Source organism: Streptomyces muensis (genome assembly GCF_021474425.1).
In the GTDB taxonomy this organism is placed as follows: Bacteria; Actinomycetota; Actinomycetes; order Streptomycetales; family Streptomycetaceae; genus Streptomyces; species Streptomyces muensis.
The window spans coordinates 36,505-53,071 of record NZ_JAKEIP010000034.1 but is presented as its reverse complement, the minus strand read 5'-3'; the positions used below and the strand labels follow the sequence as shown (position 1 = coordinate 53,071).

The following is a 16,567-nucleotide window of genomic DNA, read 5'->3' as shown; positions in this document are numbered from 1 at the left end:
ATAGCTGTTCGTCGGCAGCTCAGATGTGTATAAGAGACAGGGAGGGCTCCGGTGCGAGGCGGCCCTAGCCCAGGCGCGGTATCTCGATCGCCGGGCAGCGGTCCATGACCATCTCCAGGCCCGCCGCGCGGGCGCGCTCGTACGCCGCCTCGTCGATGACGCCCAGCTGGAACCAGACCGCCCGGGCACCCTTGGCGACCGCCTCGTCGACGACCGGTCCTGCGAGGTCGCTGTTGACGAAGACGTCGACCACGTCCACGTCGAAGGGGATGTCCGCCAGCGAGGCATAGCCCCGCTCGCCGTGGACCGTCTCCGCCTTCGGGTGGACCGGCACGACGCGCTTGCCGTGGCGCTGGAGCACCTCGGCGACCCCGTACGCCGCCCGTCGCCGGTTCGACGACAGGCCCACGACGGCCCAGGTGTCGCCCAGTTCCGTGAGGATCCTGCGGACCGTCGCCTCGTCGCCGTACACCCTCGGCCTCCCGTGCTCGCCTCGGACAGCTGCCGTCCAGCCGCCCACAAGACCCACAACGGCCGACGGCCCCCGAGGATTCCCCCGCCGCCCGCCACGCTGACCGGAATGCGGGCCGGATTGCTGCGGAAGAGCGCGCGGCCGCCTACGCTCGCTGCGTGCTGCGCATCATCGACGCCCGAACCGGCGAGCCCGTCGACGCCGCGCCCGCCCGCCGGGGCCTGACCCGCATCGAGGCGCATACCGAGGGCTTCGACGTCACCGCCCTGCGGGTGCTGCTCGTCGCCGATCTCCTGGTCCGGGCGCTGGAGCTCGGCGGCACGCCGGTCTGGGCGCTCCTCGACGAGGAACGGCGGCGGGCCGAGCTCCGGGCCGGCGCCGCGGCGCTGGGCATCCGGCCCTTCGAGGAGGGCAGGGACGCCGCGGCGGGGCTCGGCGAGGCACAGGTCCTCCATGTCGTGCGCGAGGGCGGCGCGGAACCCGACGGCGTACGGGTCGCCGTCGCGGCCGTGCACTCCGAGGCACCCCCCGAGGAGGCCGACCCCGCCGCCCTGCGCCTCGCGCTGCTCTCCGGGCGTCGAAGCGTGCCCGTACGGCTCGACGCGGCCGTGCTGGCCGAGGCCCACGACACCCTCGTCCGCTGGCGCCGTGCCGTCGCCGGCTGGGCGCGGCAGCCGTCACGGCCCATCCCCGACGAGGTGCGGGCACAGCTCCGTACCGCCTGGGAGGACGACCTCGACGTACCCGGGGTGCTCGGGGTCCTGCGCCGGGTGGCGAGCGCGCCGGACCTGGCGGACGGCGCCCGCTTCGAGACGTACGCCTACGCCGACCGCCTCCTCGGCCTCGACCTCGCCCATGACCTGGGAACCCCGGCGTGACCGCGCGCATCGGCGCGGGCCCGCTCCGCCGTCTGGTCGTCCTGCGGCACGCCAAGTCCGCCTGGCCGGAGGGCGTCGCCGACCACCGGCGCCCGCTCGCCCCGCGCGGCCAACGCGACGCCCCGGTCGCGGGCCGGATGCTCGCCGAGAACGACTGCCTGCCGGACCTCGCCCTGTGCTCGACCGCCGTACGCGCGCGGGAGACCTGGGAACTGGCCGCCGCCCAGTGGGGCACACCGCCGCCCGTACGCCATGACCCCCGGCTGTACGCGGCGGACGTGTCAGAGCTCCTGGCCGTCGTGCGCGAGGTGCCCGCCGCCGTCCGGACACTGCTCCTGGTCGGGCACAACCCCGGCCTGGAGGAACTCGTCCTCGAACTGGCCGGGGACGGCCTCGACGACACCCTGGACGAGGTCCGTACGAAGTTCCCGACCTCGGCCATCGCCGTACTGGCCTGGCACGGCACCTCCTGGTCGGCCCTCGAACCCGGCACGGCGCTGCTGACGGGCGTCATGGTGGCGCGGGGCAGGAAGCACTGAGCGGACGGCTCCCCCGGAAGGTCGGCATAGGCTGGCCCGATGCAGGACGAGTACCGCACAGTCGCCCACGCGGGCGTCCACGAGACCGAGGTCAACCGCTCACGCTTCATCTGTGCGCTCGCCCCGGCGGCCACCGAACAGGAGGCACAGGAATTCGTCGCCGCCGTCCGCAAGGAGCACGCGGACGCGACCCACAACTGCTGGGCCTACGTCATCGGTGCCGACGCCGCCGTCCAGAAGGCCAGCGACGACGGTGAACCGGGCGGCACGGCCGGGGTCCCCATGCTCCAGATGCTGCTGCGCCGCGACATGCGGTACGTCGTCGCCGTCGTCACCCGCTACTACGGCGGCGTCAAACTGGGCGCGGGCGGGCTCATCCGGGCCTATGGCGGGGCGGTCGGCGAGGCGCTGGACACCCTCGGCACCCTCACCCGCCGACGCTTCCGACTGGCCACGGTGACCGTCGACCACCAGCGCGCCGGCAAGGTGGAGAACGACCTGCGGTCGACCGGGCGCGAGGTGCGGGACGTGCGGTACGGCGAGGCGGTCACCATCGAGATCGGCCTCCCGGACGCCGACGTGGAGGCGTTCCGGGCGTGGCTCGCGGACGCGACGGCCGGTTCGGCGGGGTTCGAGCTCGGGGGAGAGGCGTACGGGGACGCGTGAGAGCGCCGAGAGGGGCGCGTTGCGCAACCGTCCACGTCTCCGGTACGACCTTCTCCCAAGGGAGCACGGCGGGTTGGACGCCGAGTGGGTCCGGTCGGCCCTGCCAGGACGGAACGTGACGCGAGGAGCCGGGTGTCCGTGAGCGAGGTCGGAGCCGTCATCGATGTGTCCAATGTGTGCTGGTCGGACGAGATCGCCCCGTTGGGCGAGCGGCGTCCCCGGCTCGGTCGTCTGGACCTGCTCCGTGACGCGTGGCGCCGCGGCAGAGGCGCTTCGGCGGAGCTGACGCTGATCGCGGACGAATCCTTACGGCGCCAGATCCCCCCGGCGGAACGGCGACGCCTGGACGCCATGGTGCGGGCCGGGGAGATCCGGCTGGCGCCCACCGCCGACCCGGAGTTGCTCACGCTCGCCCGGGACTCGGGGCTGTACGTGATCAGCAGGGACCAGTTCGTCGATCTCAGGCGCGCCCATCCCTGGATCCCGTCCGCTGCCTCACGGTTCCTCGCCTGGCGCCAGGGGCCGGACGGCCTGCGCTTCGTGCGCAGCGGTGTACGCGAGGTGCCCGAGCAGCGCAAGTCCCGGGCGGAGGAGCAGAAGGAACTCATCCGCGGCAGCGGGGTCGACCTGCGCCGGGCCGATCACGCCCGGGTGATGGAGCAGGACTGGCGCTGTGTGTCGGCCGCCTGCTTCCAGGCGATGCTCTGGCCCGACCGTCTGCTGCTGTGGCCGGACATCGCCCGCCGCGACGGCAGCGCGCTGTGCCCGACCTGTGGCTCGCCCCTGGAAGCGAAGGGCCCCCGGCCGCCCGTCCGCGTGGTGGTCGTGTCCGAGGCGTCGACGGACGAGGAGATCCTGCGCTTCCCGTTGGCCACGGAGACCTCCGTGCTCGTCGGCCGTGGCTCCCTCCCGCACGGCGTGAACCTGGCCGCACCCGACCTGCCGCACCCGGCGGCCACCGGCCGGGTCAGCCGCCGGCACGTCATGCTGTCGCTGTCCGGCGTCCACGGCCCCGGCAGGGGCGGTCGCCTCGCCGTCACCGAACTCGGCTCCAGCAACGGAACCGTACGGGAGCCCTCCGGGGCCGGCGGCCGGACCGAGGCGCTGGTGCCCGGCGAGGAGACGGTCCTCGGACCCGACGACGCGCTGGTGCTCGCCGGATCGGTACGGCTCAGACTGTCCGGCCGACTGCACTTCCCCGGGGAGCGGGGCCTGCCGTCGTCCCCGGGGTCCGTCGCCGCCACCACCGAGCTCGCCGACTGACACTTCCTCAACTTCTGTCACTCCAGCAGGGTTTGACGTGTGACCACTCCTCACGGCTCACCGGACTCGGATATCGTGACAAGGTGCTGGTAAGCCTGACTGTGGTGGGGGCGGCCCGCCAGTCGTTCACCAAGACGTTGGCCGTGACAGGTGCGGATGCCCAGGCGGTGGTGGCCTCCGCATGGCCGCCGGCGGCCCCACCGGGCCTGACGGCCCGCACGGAAGCGGATCCCCGTCACCCGGGGCTGGTGCGGGTGACCCAGGAGGGCCTGTGGCTCGGCAGCCCCGCCGCTCGGGACGAGGCCTTCGGCTATCTGCTGGCGCAGTTACAGGCCCTCGCCGACGCCGCCCGACGGCTCGGCGGAGTCCTGCACGCACCCGGCGTGTCGCTCGGCCCTTCCTCGCCCCCCGCCGCGGGTGACACGCACACCCTGTACGTCACCGACGCGGCGGAGCAGGAAGTGCTCGTCAATCTCCTGCGCCGGTACAGCCCCGCGCTCATCGCGCTCTGCGGCCGGGGCACCGTCGGACCGCAGCCGGACCGCGTGGGGTCCCGCTGGCTCACCGACTCCCGTGAGCACCTCACCACGCGCTACCTCGCCTCGGCCGACCCCCGGCACCTGGAACACGTACGGGCCGACATCCGGCGCCGCGACGGAATCGCCGACCTGACGCGGATGGACGTCGCCCCCGTGCCCGAGACCGACGGCAGGCCCGCGGCGGTCCTCGTCCGGTGCATCGACGCCCAGCTGTCCGTGACCGACCTGCGCGCACAGGCGCTGCTGCTGGCCGCCCTCGCCCTGTACGCACGCCGCAAGGTGCGCGCGGGCAACCGCGAGGGCAACATCCCGCAGGCCGTCCTGGAGAAGAACCGGGCCCGGGCCGTCACCCAGGGCCTGCGGGCCCGGTTCCTGCCGGAGGGCGACCGCGCCGGCCGGGCGGCCGACACCGTTCCGGCCCGGGAGAGCGTGCGACGGCTCCTCGACGAACTGCTGCTTCCGCTCGGCCGGTTGGAGGCGGCACCCGAGGAACTCGTCCCGCTGCTGGTGCCCGTCGAGGGCCCGGACACCGGGCTCCCGCCGACCCGCAGCCAGGACGTCCTCACCGCCGCCGCCCGCCGCGGCCCGCACGAACTCGCCGCCCGGGCCGAGCTGTTGCTCTTCGACCCCCGACCGGGAGGCCTGCTGCTGGAGTCCCTGCGCCAGGAGGCCCCGGGAGGGATCGAGCTGCTGCTGGGCTCCTGGACCCGCCGCCTGGCACGGGCCGAGGACACCCGCCGCTCCGGCTCCGGCGGAGGCCGCCGCAAGGGCGGTGAGAAACGCGGCGAGAAGACGCCCCGCGGCGGATCCGACCGCGCCACGGCCTCCGGCAACCACGGCAGGCGCTCGGGCAGGCCGGACCGAACCGGGCAGAACCAGCGGGGCAACCCCCGTCGCAACCGGGGCGACCAGGACCGCGGACGCGACCGCAAGGGCGGGCAGCAGCGCACCCGCGGCGGCTCCGGCGACGGGGGCGCAACCGCCCGCGACAGCCGGCGCGGCCGTGAACCCGGCGGCCCGGCCGGACCGGAACCCGGCACGCCCCGCAGCGGAATGAGTGATACGTGACCACAGCACCGACCGTCGTTCCCGACAGCCAGGTGGACGTCGTACTCGACCTGCGTCACTGGCCCGCCCCCACGGACGGCCAGGAGGCCCTCGTCGGGCTCTGGCAGCAGCTGGAGCCCGCGCTGCACGCCAAGCCGCTCGCCGCCGGCAGCGTGCACGTCTGGGAGTCCGACAGCGGACGCATCACGGTGGAGATCGTGCGCGTCGACGCGCGGCTGGAACGGGCGAGCGCGGACACGCACTTCGCCATCGCGGCCGTACGACAGCGCTCGGCCCTGGTGTACAGGTGCGCCGTGTGCGACCGCGGCGACCGCTCCGGGTACGGCTCGTTCCGCTGCCGTGGCTGTGCCGACGCCGGCCGTCCCGACCGTATCTGCGTCGACCACGCGGTGGTTCTCGACGGGGCGCTGCTGCCCTCCTGCCCCGATCACCGGCCCTCGTGCCGCGGCTGCGCCCGCACGGCCGTGTTCTGGTGCGCCGGCCGTGACTGCCGGGCCACGGTGGCCTGGTGCGAGGAGCACCGCCGTCGGCACCCGCAGGACCCCGACACCGACTACTGCCCGGACTGCTACCGGCGTGCCTTCCCGGTCTGCGAGCAGCAGGGCTGCCAGGCGGTGGGCACCGCGCAGTGCGACTGGCTCGACCCCGCCGGGCACGCGTGCGGCCGCTCGGCCTGCACCCGGCACGCCCGCCGCTGGCAGGTCTTCGGATACGAACGCGTCGGCATCGGCCTGTGCCGGCAGCACGACCGGGTGCACTCCCTGACCGCCGACGAGATCCTCTGGCAGATCTGCGGCACCGCCGGCCGCCGCCGCGGGCAGCGCATGCCGTCCCTCGCCGCCTTCGGGCACAACCTGCGCACCGCCAGGCACGTCGAACTCGCCGTCGACTACCGCTCGATCCGGGCCCGCCTCGCCGCGCTGCACACCAGGCTGCGCGCCGTGGCGCCGTCGCCCGCGCTGCGCGCCGTGGAGCGGGCCACGCCCGACTGGGACCGTCAGCTGGAGGACCTGATGGGCACCGCCCGGCAGGGCGAGGTGCTGGTCGAACGGCTCCGTGTACTCGTACGCGAACTCGACCACCGCTTCGGCGCCGAGATCGCGGCCGGGCTGACCCTCGCCGAGTACAAACCCCCACGTCCGCCGGAGTTCGGCGGCGGGCTGTGGGTGCGGGTGCCCGAGCATCTGATCGGCAAGTTCATCGGGCCGCAGGGTTCCCGCATCAAGGACTACACCGCGCGCCTCGGCCTCAAGGTCGACCTGCACGGCCGCAGGAGGACGTCACGATGAGTGTGCCGATGCCCGGCGCCGACCGACACCGGCTCCACCTCGTGCCCGCCGAGGGGCCCCTGACCGGACAGCGGATCGGTGTCCCGGCGGCGACCCTGCCCGCAGCCACGGGACAGGACGGCCTGCCCGCCCTGCTCACGCTGAACTCCGCCGTCGACCCGGTCTCCGCCGCCGTACGGCTCGTGCCGCTCGCCGCGGTGCCCGACGGTGTCGTCGCGGTCAACGAGGACCTGGCCGCGCGGCTCGGACTCGACGAGGGCAGCGAGGGCCGGGACTGGCGGCTGGACGCCGTACCGGTCGAGCCGGTGAAGTCGGTGACGCTGGAATCCTCCGTGGAGGCACCGTTCGACGTGCTGGCCCGCGAGATCGGCGAGGCGGGCCTGCAGGGAACCCTGCTGTGGATCCCGTCGCAGGAGGACGCCGAACTCTGGATCGACGTCCCCGGATCCGCCGCCTTCCGGGTGCGGGCCCTGGAGGCGGGCGGCCGGCGCGGCGTCCTCGTCGAGATCGGCGAGCGCACCGACGTGGAGCTGTTCGTCTCCAGCGCCCGCAACGGCGTCGACATCGTCATCCTCGCGGACTGCTCCGGATCGATGAGCGTCCCCGACATCCCGGAGTACAGCGAGGGCAGCGCCTACAGCGGGTACTCCACTCACGGGGGTACCCGTGGCCGCCCGCGCATGGACGTCCTGCGCAGCGCCCTGAACGACCTGCTGGAGATGCGGCTGCGGATCAGCGGGCGCGTCTCGCGGCTGGCGATGCTGAAGTTCACCCACGTCACCGAACACGTCTTCCCCCGCGACGGCGGCATGGCCGAACTCGACGCAGGCTCCACCGGACCCGCCGTGGAGGAGTTCCGCAACGCCGTGGCGGTGCTGCGTCCCGAGGACGCCGGCACGGACATCGGCAACGCCCTCCACGAGGCGGCCAACCTCCTGTACCTGCACGGAAAACCGGGCAACGAGCGGCTCATCGTCCTGGTCAGCGACGGGGCGCACTGGTCGCGGCGCGGCAACGACGGCGTCGGTGAGGTGGTGTACGCCGACCGGGAGCCCGTGAGCCTCATGGAGTACCTCCACGTCAACACTAAGGTGCGGCTGCACGCGGTGGGCGTCAGCACCATGGCGATGTACCGGCGCTGGATCGCCGCGGGCAACCGTGGCGGAGAGGTGTTCGAGCCCAACCACGAACTGCTGCAACAGCTCGTCAGGGTCGGCGGCGGCGACGCCGCGGCGATCGGCGGGTTCGACGTGCTGGCCCGCTACTTCTCCGGACTCGGGGCGGGCATGACCCGCCGCGTCTCCCTCGGCCGCGCCCGTCGCCACCGACCGGACGAGACCCTGCCGCCACGGCTCGGCGAGGCGCTGCGCCTGCTCGCCCGGCAGCACCGCGTGAACACGGCCGCCGGCGCCGCCCACCAGGAGACGCACGACGCGCGAAGCCTGGGCCAGCGGCTGAGGGAGTCCACCGGCGTCGCCATCGGCGAGTCCCGACGCGCCCTGGGCAGGGCCCTGTTCCGGGAGGAGCCGGTGCTGATCGCGGTGAACAGGGCCGTCGTCACCCTGCAGACCCGACCGCACCCCACCTTCGAGCGGGACCTGGCGTCCGCGTTCAGCCCCGCCCGCCTCGCCACCGTCCCCCCTGAGCTCACCGAGCCACTGGACACCCTCGGCACGCTCCTGGAACAGCTGCGCGCGGCACGGCAGAACGGCGCCTGGGACACCGCACGCCGTATCGCGTGGGTGGCCGAGCTCGCCACGGCGATGGACGCGCTGGTGGTGGCCCTGAAGACCCTGCCGGACGTACGGCACCCGCCCGGTGCCCCCGCGAACACCGCCCCACTCGCGAGCGCGCCGGACGCACACGCCCAGGAGCCGCCGAAAGACCCTCACGGCGCGACCCCGGCCCCCGTCCCACCCCGGGACGGCTACGACAGCACCGAGACGGGCACCTACGTACCGGCCCCCGCGGCCTCCACCCCGACGGCCCCCGAGCCGGACCGGCAGACCCCGACGACCACACCCCTGTTCCGCTACCGGGGTGAGGAGTGAGCCGGGTACCCCGCTGGGAACCGGACTGGCGGTGCGGGCCTCCGGAGCGACCCGAGGAGTACACCCTCGTCAGCCATCTGCACACCGGCGGTGAGGGCGAGGTCTGGCGGGCCTCCCGCCGGCTCCGGGACGGCGGCGAGAGCCACTGCGCGCTGAAGATCCTCACCTCGTCGAAAGGGGACGTCACGCCGGAACAGCGCGCCGCCTGGCGGGAGCGCTGGGCCGACAGCGTGCACCGGCGGTTCGGCCTCGACATCCCCGGCCTTGCCACCCCCTACCAGTACTTCGTCGGCCCGGTGCCGCGGCCGGCGCACCAGCCTCCCTCCGGTGCGCAGATCCTCTACCTGGTCTCGCCGTGGTACGACGGCACACCTGCCGACCTGTGGGCCAGGTCCACGACGGCCGACGCGGTCGCCCGGGCCGAGGTGCTGCGCGCGCTGTGCGTGATCGTGGACCGGCTCCACGACCTCGGCTATGTGCACCGGGACATCTCCGGCGGCAACGTCCTGGTCACCGACGACGGACAGGTCCAGCTGATCGACATCACCTTCCTCGCCCCGCTGGAGCGAGAACTGACCCAGACCCCCTACACACCGGGCTACGCCCCCCAGCCCACGGAACGCGGAAGCGTGCGCCCGGACCCCGCCCGGGACCGGTTCTCTGTCGGCGCGGTGGCCCGCGCGCTGCTGCTGCCCGACCTCGGGCCCATGGGCGACCACGACGCGGCGCGCATGACACACCGTCAACTCGTGTCGTACGGCTACTCGGCGCAGGTGGCCGACTGCCTGGTGCGCGCCCTCGACCCGGACCCGGTACGGCGCCCCGCACCCTTGACGGCCTGGGCCGAGGAACTGCGGGACCTTCTGGTCGCCGAACAGGACGCCCCGCACATCTGCGTCGACATCCTGCCGGAAGGGACCGGCCATCCGCTGGTGGTGACCGGCGGACCCTCCGGACTCCGCTGGTACGGCCCACCGGGGCAACGGCCGGCGCACCGCCCGTCGTTCGCCGTGGGCGCTCCGCGCGGAGTACGGGACGTCGCCTGCCTCTCCGGCCCCCACGATGGGCCGGGCATCGCCGCGGTCGACGCGCGCGGCGCACTCTGGCTGGGCACCGCCGACCGATGGCGTGAGCTGGCCGGGGACGTGCGCAGCGTCGTCGCCCTGAACACGCACGGAATGCCCGCGCTGCTCTGGGCGGGACACGATGTCGGCGTTCACCTCTACCGCTGGACCCCTGGCGGTGACGCCGAACCCCGGCCGGCGCCGAGCCGGGTGTCGGTCTCGACCGGAGCCCCGGCCGAGGTGCTGGCCGCATCCCGCGACCGCGAAGGCCACCCCTGCCTCCTGGTCGGCCTCCCGGACCTGGTGGAACTGTGGAGCTGGCCCGAAGCCCCGGGCGGACCGCCCCACCGTCGCCCCGTCAGCGACGCCCCGGCCACCCGCGCCGCCCTCGCCCTCAACGTGTGGGGCGAGTTGGAGGCCGCCCTGTTGCGTCCGGACGGCAGCCGGGAGATCTGGTGCGACCACTTCGCCGACGGCTGGCTGTGCATGGAGGAGTCACGCGCCGCCGGGCCCGGCACGGTCGATGTCGCCCTGCTGGGGGACCGCCGCCTGCATGCCCGCGCCGACGCCGCCTCCGACGGACTCACCGTGTCCGTGACCACGTCCACCGACTCCAGCACCTGGCGCATCGGGGAGACCGCTCACCGGGTCCGGCTGACCCGCACCGCTGACGGCCGCCTGCTCGCCGTCTGGCTCACCCACGACGGGCCCCGGTCCGTCTGGGAGGAGTGGACCGGATCACAGGGGCCGGTGCAGAGGCTCCGGATCATCGGGGAGGACTGAGCGGGGAGGACTGAGCGGGTCGGGCTGAGCGGGTCGGGGACCCGGCCGAGTGTCGGCGCTGTGCCGGTCGCTCGACTCCGGTACCCGGACATCTGCCGATATCTGACAACAGATGCCTATGACGGTCCGAAGCCTGTGATGGTCCAGGTGCCGACAGGCGTTAGCGTGGTCGGTGCGGAAAGCGAGGACCGTGCCGGTTCGGTGCCGGGTCCAGGGGTGAAGTAGGGGGAAGCGTGCGGGTCGGAGCGGCGTCTTGAGAATTCTGCACACGTCCGACTGGCATCTGGGCCGGGCCTTCCACCGGGTGAACATGCTCGGCGCCCAGACCGGGTTCATCGGCCACCTGGTCACGACCGTGCGGGAGCGCGGCGTGGACGCGGTGGTCGTGTCGGGGGACGTGTACGACCGGGCGGTGCCGCCGCTCGCCGCGGTCGAGCTGTTCGACGACGCGCTGCACCGGCTCGCCGACCTCGGTGTGCCCACGGTGATGATCTCCGGGAACCACGACTCGGCGCGCCGGCTCGGTGTCGGAGCCGGGCTGATCGGTCGCGCGGGCATCCATCTGCGGACCGAGGCGGCGGCGTGCGGTACGCCGGTCGTGCTGCCGGACGACTTCGGTGACGTGGCCTTCTACGGGCTGCCGTATCTGGAACCCGCCCTGGTCAAGGACGAGTTCGGGGTCGACAGGCCCGGACACGAGGCCGTGCTCGCCGCCGCCATGGACCGCGTGCGCGCCGACCTCGCCGCACGCCCGCCTGGCACGCGGTCCGTCGTCCTCGCGCACGCCTTCGTCACCGGAGGCGAGGCCAGCGACAGCGAGCGGGACATCACCGTCGGCGGGGTGGCAGCGGTGCCCGCCGGGGTCTTCGACGGCGTCGACTACGCGGCACTGGGCCATCTGCACGGCTGCCAGACCATCACCGAACGCGTCCGCTACTCCGGCTCGCCCCTGCCGTACTCCTTCTCGGAGGCCGACCACCGCAAGAGCATGTGGCTCGTCGACCTGGACGCCGACGGCGCGGTCACCGCCGAACGCGTCGACTGTCCGGTGCCGCGCGCGCTGGCCCGGATCCGGGGGACGCTGGAGGAACTGCTCGCCGACCCCGGGCTCGCCCGGCACGAGGAGGCATGGGTCGAGGCCACGCTCACGGACACGGTGCGCCCGGCCGACCCGATGGCCCGCCTCGCCGAACGCTTCCCGCACACCCTCAGCCTCGTCTTCGACCCCGAGCGGGCGCCCGACGACCCCGACGTGTCCTATGCGCGGCGGCTCGCGGGCAGAAGCGACCAGGAGATCGCGGAGGACTTCGTGGCGCATGTGCGCGGCGCCGGACCCGACGAGCACGAACAGGGCGTCCTGCGGGACGCCTTCGACGCGGTGCGGGCCGACGAGGCCGTTCGGGAGGTGGCGCGATGAGGCTCCACCGTCTCGACGTGACGGCCTTCGGGCCCTTCGGCGGCTCTCAGAGCGTCGACTTCGACGCGCTGTCCCTGGCCGGCCTGTTCCTGCTGCACGGACCCACCGGCGCCGGCAAGACCTCCGTCCTGGACGCCGTCTGCTACGGGCTCTACGGCTCGGTGCCGGGCGCCCGCCAGAGCGGCCAGGGCATGAACCTGCGCAGCGACCACGCGGCGGCCGGCACCCGCACCGAGGTCCGCCTCGAACTCACCGTCGCCGGACGCCGGTTGGAGATCACCCGGCAGCCGCCCTGGGAGCGCCCGAAGAAGCGCGGTACGGGCACGACGCTCGACAAGGCGCAGAGCTGGCTGCGCGAGTACGACCCGCAGGCCCGGACGTGGAAGGACCTCAGCCGCTCGCACCAGGAGATCGGCGAGGAGATCACCCAGCTCCTCGGCATGAGCCGCGAGCAGTTCTGCCAGGTCGTGCTGCTGCCCCAGGGCGACTTCGCCCGCTTCCTGCGCGCCGACGCCGAGGCCCGCGGCAGACTGCTGGGCCGCCTCTTCGACACCCACCGCTTCGCCGAGGTCGAAAAACGCCTCGCCGAGCGCCGCCGCGCCACCGAGGCCCAGGTGCGCGACGGCGACGCCGCGCTGCTCGCCGACGCGCACCGGATGCAGCAGGCGGCGGGCGACGCCATGGCGCTGCCCGACCTCGCACCGGGCGAGCCGGGCCTGGCCGACACCGTCCTCGGCGCCGCGGCCGTCGCCCGCAGCACCGCCCGCGAACAGGCCACCGTCGCCCACTGCCGCCTCCTCGCCGCCGAATCGGCGCAGGCCGCCGCCGACCGTGCCCTGGACGACGTACGCGAAACGGCCCGGCTCCAGCGGCGGTTCGCCGACGCGCGGGAACGGGCCCGGGTGCTCGACGAGCGCGCGGACGGCTATCGGCACGCGCAGGTCAGGATGGAGCGAGCCCGCAAGGCGGAGGCCGTGGCACCCGCGCTGGAGCTGCGCGAGGCCACCGAGAAGGAGCACAGGCGTGCGGCCGGCGCCGAGGCACGCGCGCGTGGACTGCTGCCGGAGACCTTCGCCGAAGCCGGGGCCGCCGGACTCGCCGCCGCCGCGCGCCGGGCCGCCGAGGAACTGGGCGGACTGGAGTCCGCCCGCCGCGCCGAGCAGCGGCTGGCCGACCTCGTCGGCGAGCGCGCCGAGCTGGACCGGCAGGAACGGGCCGACGAGGGCCTGCTCCAGGACGCCGAGGACTGGCTCGCCGGGTGGGAGGAGAGCCGTGCCGCGCTCCAGAGCCGTATCGACACCGCCCAGCAGGCCGCGACCCGCGCCGAGCAGCTCGCCGTACAGCGCGAGCCCGCCCAGCGGAGACTCGGCGCCGCACGACTGCGCGACCAGCTGGCCGGCGACACGGACGCGGCGGCCGAACAGGCCCGGCTCGCCCAGGAAGAGGCCCTGGCGGCCAAGGCGCACTGGCTCGACGTCAAGGAGCGGCGGCTCAACGGCATCGCCGCCGAACTGGCCGCCCAACTGGAGGACGGCGCACCCTGCGCGGTCTGCGGCGCCACCGACCACCCCGCCCCGCCCGCAAGGACGCCGGACACGTGGACCGGGAAGCGGAGGAACACGCGCTGACCGCCTACCAGCAGGCGGAGGAGCGGCACACCGAGAAGGAACGTCACCTGGGCGTCGTACGCGAGGCGCTCGCCGCCGCCACCGCCGAGGCCGGAGACACACCGACCGGGCAACTGGCCGCGCACAGCGACGAGTTGGAGCGCCTCTACGCGCAGGCGCGCCGGGACGCGTCCGCCCTGCACCCGGCTCACGAGGAGCTGCGCCGGGCCGAGGCGGAGTACGAGCGGCGGACCGCCGACCGGCAGCAGGCGGCGGTCAGGGTGGCCTCCCGGGTCGGGCACCGCGAGCGCCTCGACCGGGAAAGGGCCACTGTGGAGGCGGAGTTGGCCGAGGCCCGGGGCGCCGCCGACAGCGTGGCCGCACGGGCCGCCCAACTCCAGCGGCAGGCCCAGCTCCTCACCGACGCCGCCGACACCGCGCGCACCGCCGACGACGCCGCCCAGCGGCTCAAGGACGCCGACGCCCGCCTCGCGGACGCCGCCTTCCGCGCCGGGTTCGACACCCCGCAGGCCGCGGCCGCCGCGCTCCTCGACGACGCCGGGCACCGCGAACTCCAACGGCGGCTGGACGCCTGGCAGTCGGAGGAGGCCGCCGTACGGTCGGTCCTCGCCGAAGCCGACACCGCGGCCGCCGCCGAGCAGGCGCCCGCCGACGTGGCGACCGCCGAGCGGGTCGCTGCCGCGGCGGCCCAGCGGGCCCGCGACGCCGCCTCCGCGCGTGACGCGGCCGCCCGGCGCTGCACCGAACTCGACCGGCTGTCCGCACGGGCGGCCGCCGCCGTACGCCAACTCGCCCCGCTGCGCGAGGAGTACGACCGAGTGGCCCGCCTCGCCGGCCTCACCGCTGGCACCTCGGCGGACAACGAACGCAAGATGCGCCTGGAGTCGTATGTGCTGGCGGCGCGTCTCGAACAGGTCGCCGCCGCCGCGACCGTACGCCTGCAGCGCATGTCGTCCGGCCGTTACACCCTCGTCCACTCCGACGACCGGGCCGGCCGTGGCCGCAGCGGGCTCGGGCTGCACGTCGTCGACGCCTGGACCGGGCGCGAGCGGGACACGGCGACGCTGTCGGGCGGCGAGACGTTCTTCGCCTCGCTGGCCCTCGCCCTCGGCCTCGCGGACGTCGTCACCGACGAGGCCGGCGGGGTCCGCCTGGACACCCTCTTCATCGACGAGGGCTTCGGCAGCCTCGACGACCAGACCCTCGACGAGGTCCTCGACGTCCTCGACTCACTGCGCGAACGCGACCGCAGCGTCGGCATCGTCAGCCATGTCGCCGATCTGCGGCGGCGGATCCACGCGCAGCTGGAGGTCGTGAAGGGCCGGTCGGGGTCGGCGCTGCGGCAGCGGGGGGCGTGAGGCCGGGCCGGGACGGGTCCCGGTCGGGGTGGGGTTTCATGGCGGCCATGATGCGTAGAACGTCATCGGTCGTCGTCGTCGCCGTTGCTGTCGCCGCCGTGGTCGCCGCTCTCTCGTCGTGTTCCTCGGATTCCCCGGACAGGTCTCCCGCCGAGGCCCGGCCCGGCGCGTCCGGCTCCCGGCCACCGGCGCCCGACCCCACTCCGTCACCCACGGCGTCGCCCTCGCCGACCGGGCCGTGTGCCGACGGTACGTGCGAGATCGAGGTCGCGGTGGGGGACGTGGTGACCGTGCCGGAGAGGTACGGCCTCGGGCCGATCGAGGTGACGGCGATCACCGGACGCGGGGTCGAGATGGTCGCGCCGCTGACGGGGTCGGGGTACAGCGTCGCGGGCTGTTCCGGTGGCGGCGGCGTGTCCTCGGCGGGCGGCGGAGGCGTCGGGCTGAGCTGCGACGAGGGGACGACCGCGACCATCAACGACGCCATGAGCCTGGAGGTCGTCGACGTCCGTGCCGCCGCCGCTGTCCTGCGTATCGAACCCGCCGGGTGATCGACGGCCAGGTCCTCGACCCGCGGTGCGGGCGGCTCAGCGCAGCCACACCGCCAAGAGGCCGCTCGAGACGATCAGCGTCCAGGTGAGCAGCTGCAGCGATACGGCCGGCCCCGACGGCTCCTCCGGCCCGTCGTCGTCGGGTTCCGGCAGGAGCGGTGCGTCCAGCGGGACGTTGCGGTACCAGAACTGGTTCAGCCGCGCCCACTGCTCGCGTTCCGCGCCCTCGACGCCCAAGTGGGTCAGCAGTTCCCGCCGGTACAGGTCGAAGGCGACCCGCACCTGTTCGCCGTACGAGCGGGCCGGTGCCAGCGCGCCGCGATAGGTGAGCCAGGCCGTGGCGGCGCCGGCCCAGTAGCAGGTGAGGAACAGCCACGCCGGGGCGTCGACCGCGACCAGCCACCCGCCCGCGCCGGCCGCGAAGAACGCCGCCAGGGCGGAGATCGTCAGATGGAACTCGATCTCCGCGCGGGCCGCGGTGAGCGTCGCGGTGAGCCCGTCCGGGAGGAGCGGGAACAGCCGTGGCCAGGTGAGCACGGCGTCCAGGCCGTAGCGCTCGTAGGGGTAGCTCTCGCAGGCGCGCAGGATGTTGCCCAGACGGGTGGGCATGATGTCCCGCGCGTCGGGCGGATAGTCGGCGGCCGCTCGGTCGAAGCCGAGACGCCGGGCGCGTCGCCGGTGCCAGCGGCGGCCGGGCAGCGTCACGGCACGGCCGAGCCGTCCCGGCCACAGTCCCTCGTAACAGCGGACGAGCGACTGCGCGCGTCCGGACACCACAGCCGCGATCACCACGGCGACGATCACCATTCCGGTGCCCGCGAGCACCCGCACGGTGGCGTCCAGGCCGTTCCACTCGCGCAGCATCCTGCCCGGGTCGGTGAGCGTGCCGATGACCACCGCGGCGAGGAGGCTCAGGGTGATGAGGACCGGCAGAAGAGCGTTGAGCAGGAACCGGCGGTCGAACAGGCCGCTGGTCTCCCCGACGACGGCGCCGAGCACGG

The 16,567-nt window shown here is 74.3% G+C and carries 12 protein-coding genes and 1 pseudogene; 11 read left to right on the top strand and 2 right to left on the bottom strand.

Translation table 11 applies throughout. From position 1 onward, the window contains the following. Positions 1–64: 64 nt before the first annotated feature. Positions 65–472 carry a CoA-binding protein gene (locus tag L0P92_RS12200; protein ID WP_234762585.1) on the bottom strand — a complete coding sequence of 136 codons (408 nt, stop codon included), beginning with the start codon at positions 470–472 and terminating at the stop codon, positions 65–67. A 158-nt stretch (positions 473–630) separates the two neighbouring features. Here L0P92_RS12200 and L0P92_RS12195 point away from each other — a divergent pair, with 158 nt between their 5' ends. The 11 genes and pseudogenes from L0P92_RS12195 (at position 631) to L0P92_RS12145 (ending at position 15,566) form a co-directional block, all read left to right on the top strand. Beyond that, a complete protein-coding gene (locus L0P92_RS12195) occupies positions 631–1,350 on the top strand; it encodes a hypothetical protein (protein WP_234762584.1) in 720 nt (239 codons plus the stop codon). Continuing rightward, positions 1,347–1,889, top strand: a complete 543-nt coding sequence (locus L0P92_RS12190; protein WP_234762583.1) for a SixA phosphatase family protein — start codon at positions 1,347–1,349, stop codon at positions 1,887–1,889. Before L0P92_RS12195 ends, L0P92_RS12190 begins: the two co-directional genes overlap by 4 nt. Before the next feature lie 39 nt (positions 1,890–1,928). Next, entirely contained in the window at positions 1,929–2,555 is a 627-nt protein-coding gene (locus L0P92_RS12185; protein WP_234762582.1) for a YigZ family protein, read from the top strand. Between the two features lie 138 nt (positions 2,556–2,693). Further along, positions 2,694–3,818, top strand: a complete 1,125-nt coding sequence (locus L0P92_RS12180) for an FHA domain-containing protein (protein ID WP_234762581.1) — start codon at positions 2,694–2,696, stop codon at positions 3,816–3,818. An 83-nt stretch (positions 3,819–3,901) separates the two neighbouring features. Next, positions 3,902–5,425, top strand: coding sequence for a hypothetical protein (locus tag L0P92_RS12175; protein ID WP_234762580.1), 1,524 nt, complete (start codon positions 3,902–3,904; stop codon positions 5,423–5,425). After that, the gene (locus tag L0P92_RS12170; protein WP_234762579.1) at positions 5,422–6,714 is read left to right on the top strand and encodes a KH domain-containing protein; all 1,293 of its coding nucleotides are present in this window, start codon (positions 5,422–5,424) and stop codon (positions 6,712–6,714) included. The genes L0P92_RS12175 and L0P92_RS12170 overlap by 4 nt, the downstream gene beginning before the upstream one ends. After that, complete coding sequence (locus L0P92_RS12165; protein ID WP_234762578.1) at positions 6,711–8,765, top strand: vWA domain-containing protein; 2,055 nt, start codon at positions 6,711–6,713, stop codon at positions 8,763–8,765. The genes L0P92_RS12170 and L0P92_RS12165 overlap by 4 nt, the downstream gene beginning before the upstream one ends. After that, the gene (locus L0P92_RS12160) at positions 8,762–10,612 is read left to right on the top strand and encodes a serine/threonine protein kinase (protein WP_234762577.1); all 1,851 of its coding nucleotides are present in this window, start codon (positions 8,762–8,764) and stop codon (positions 10,610–10,612) included. Before L0P92_RS12165 ends, L0P92_RS12160 begins: the two co-directional genes overlap by 4 nt. Before the next feature lie 253 nt (positions 10,613–10,865). Then, entirely contained in the window at positions 10,866–12,029 is a 1,164-nt protein-coding gene (locus tag L0P92_RS12155) for an exonuclease SbcCD subunit D (protein WP_234762576.1), read from the top strand. Next, positions 12,026–15,015, top strand: a pseudogene (locus tag L0P92_RS12150) (AAA family ATPase). The gene L0P92_RS12155 and the pseudogene L0P92_RS12150 overlap by 4 nt, the downstream one beginning before the upstream one ends. 47 nt (positions 15,016–15,062) lie before the next feature. Beyond that, positions 15,063–15,566 (top strand): hypothetical protein, encoded by a 504-nt coding sequence (locus L0P92_RS12145; RefSeq protein ID WP_234762575.1) that lies wholly within the window; start codon positions 15,063–15,065, stop codon positions 15,564–15,566. Between the two features lie 36 nt (positions 15,567–15,602). Here the strand turns inward: L0P92_RS12145 and L0P92_RS12140 are convergent, their stop codons facing one another. Next, positions 15,603–16,565, bottom strand: coding sequence for a hypothetical protein (locus L0P92_RS12140; RefSeq protein ID WP_234762574.1), 963 nt, complete (start codon positions 16,563–16,565; stop codon positions 15,603–15,605). Positions 16,566–16,567: the final 2 nt, after the last annotated feature.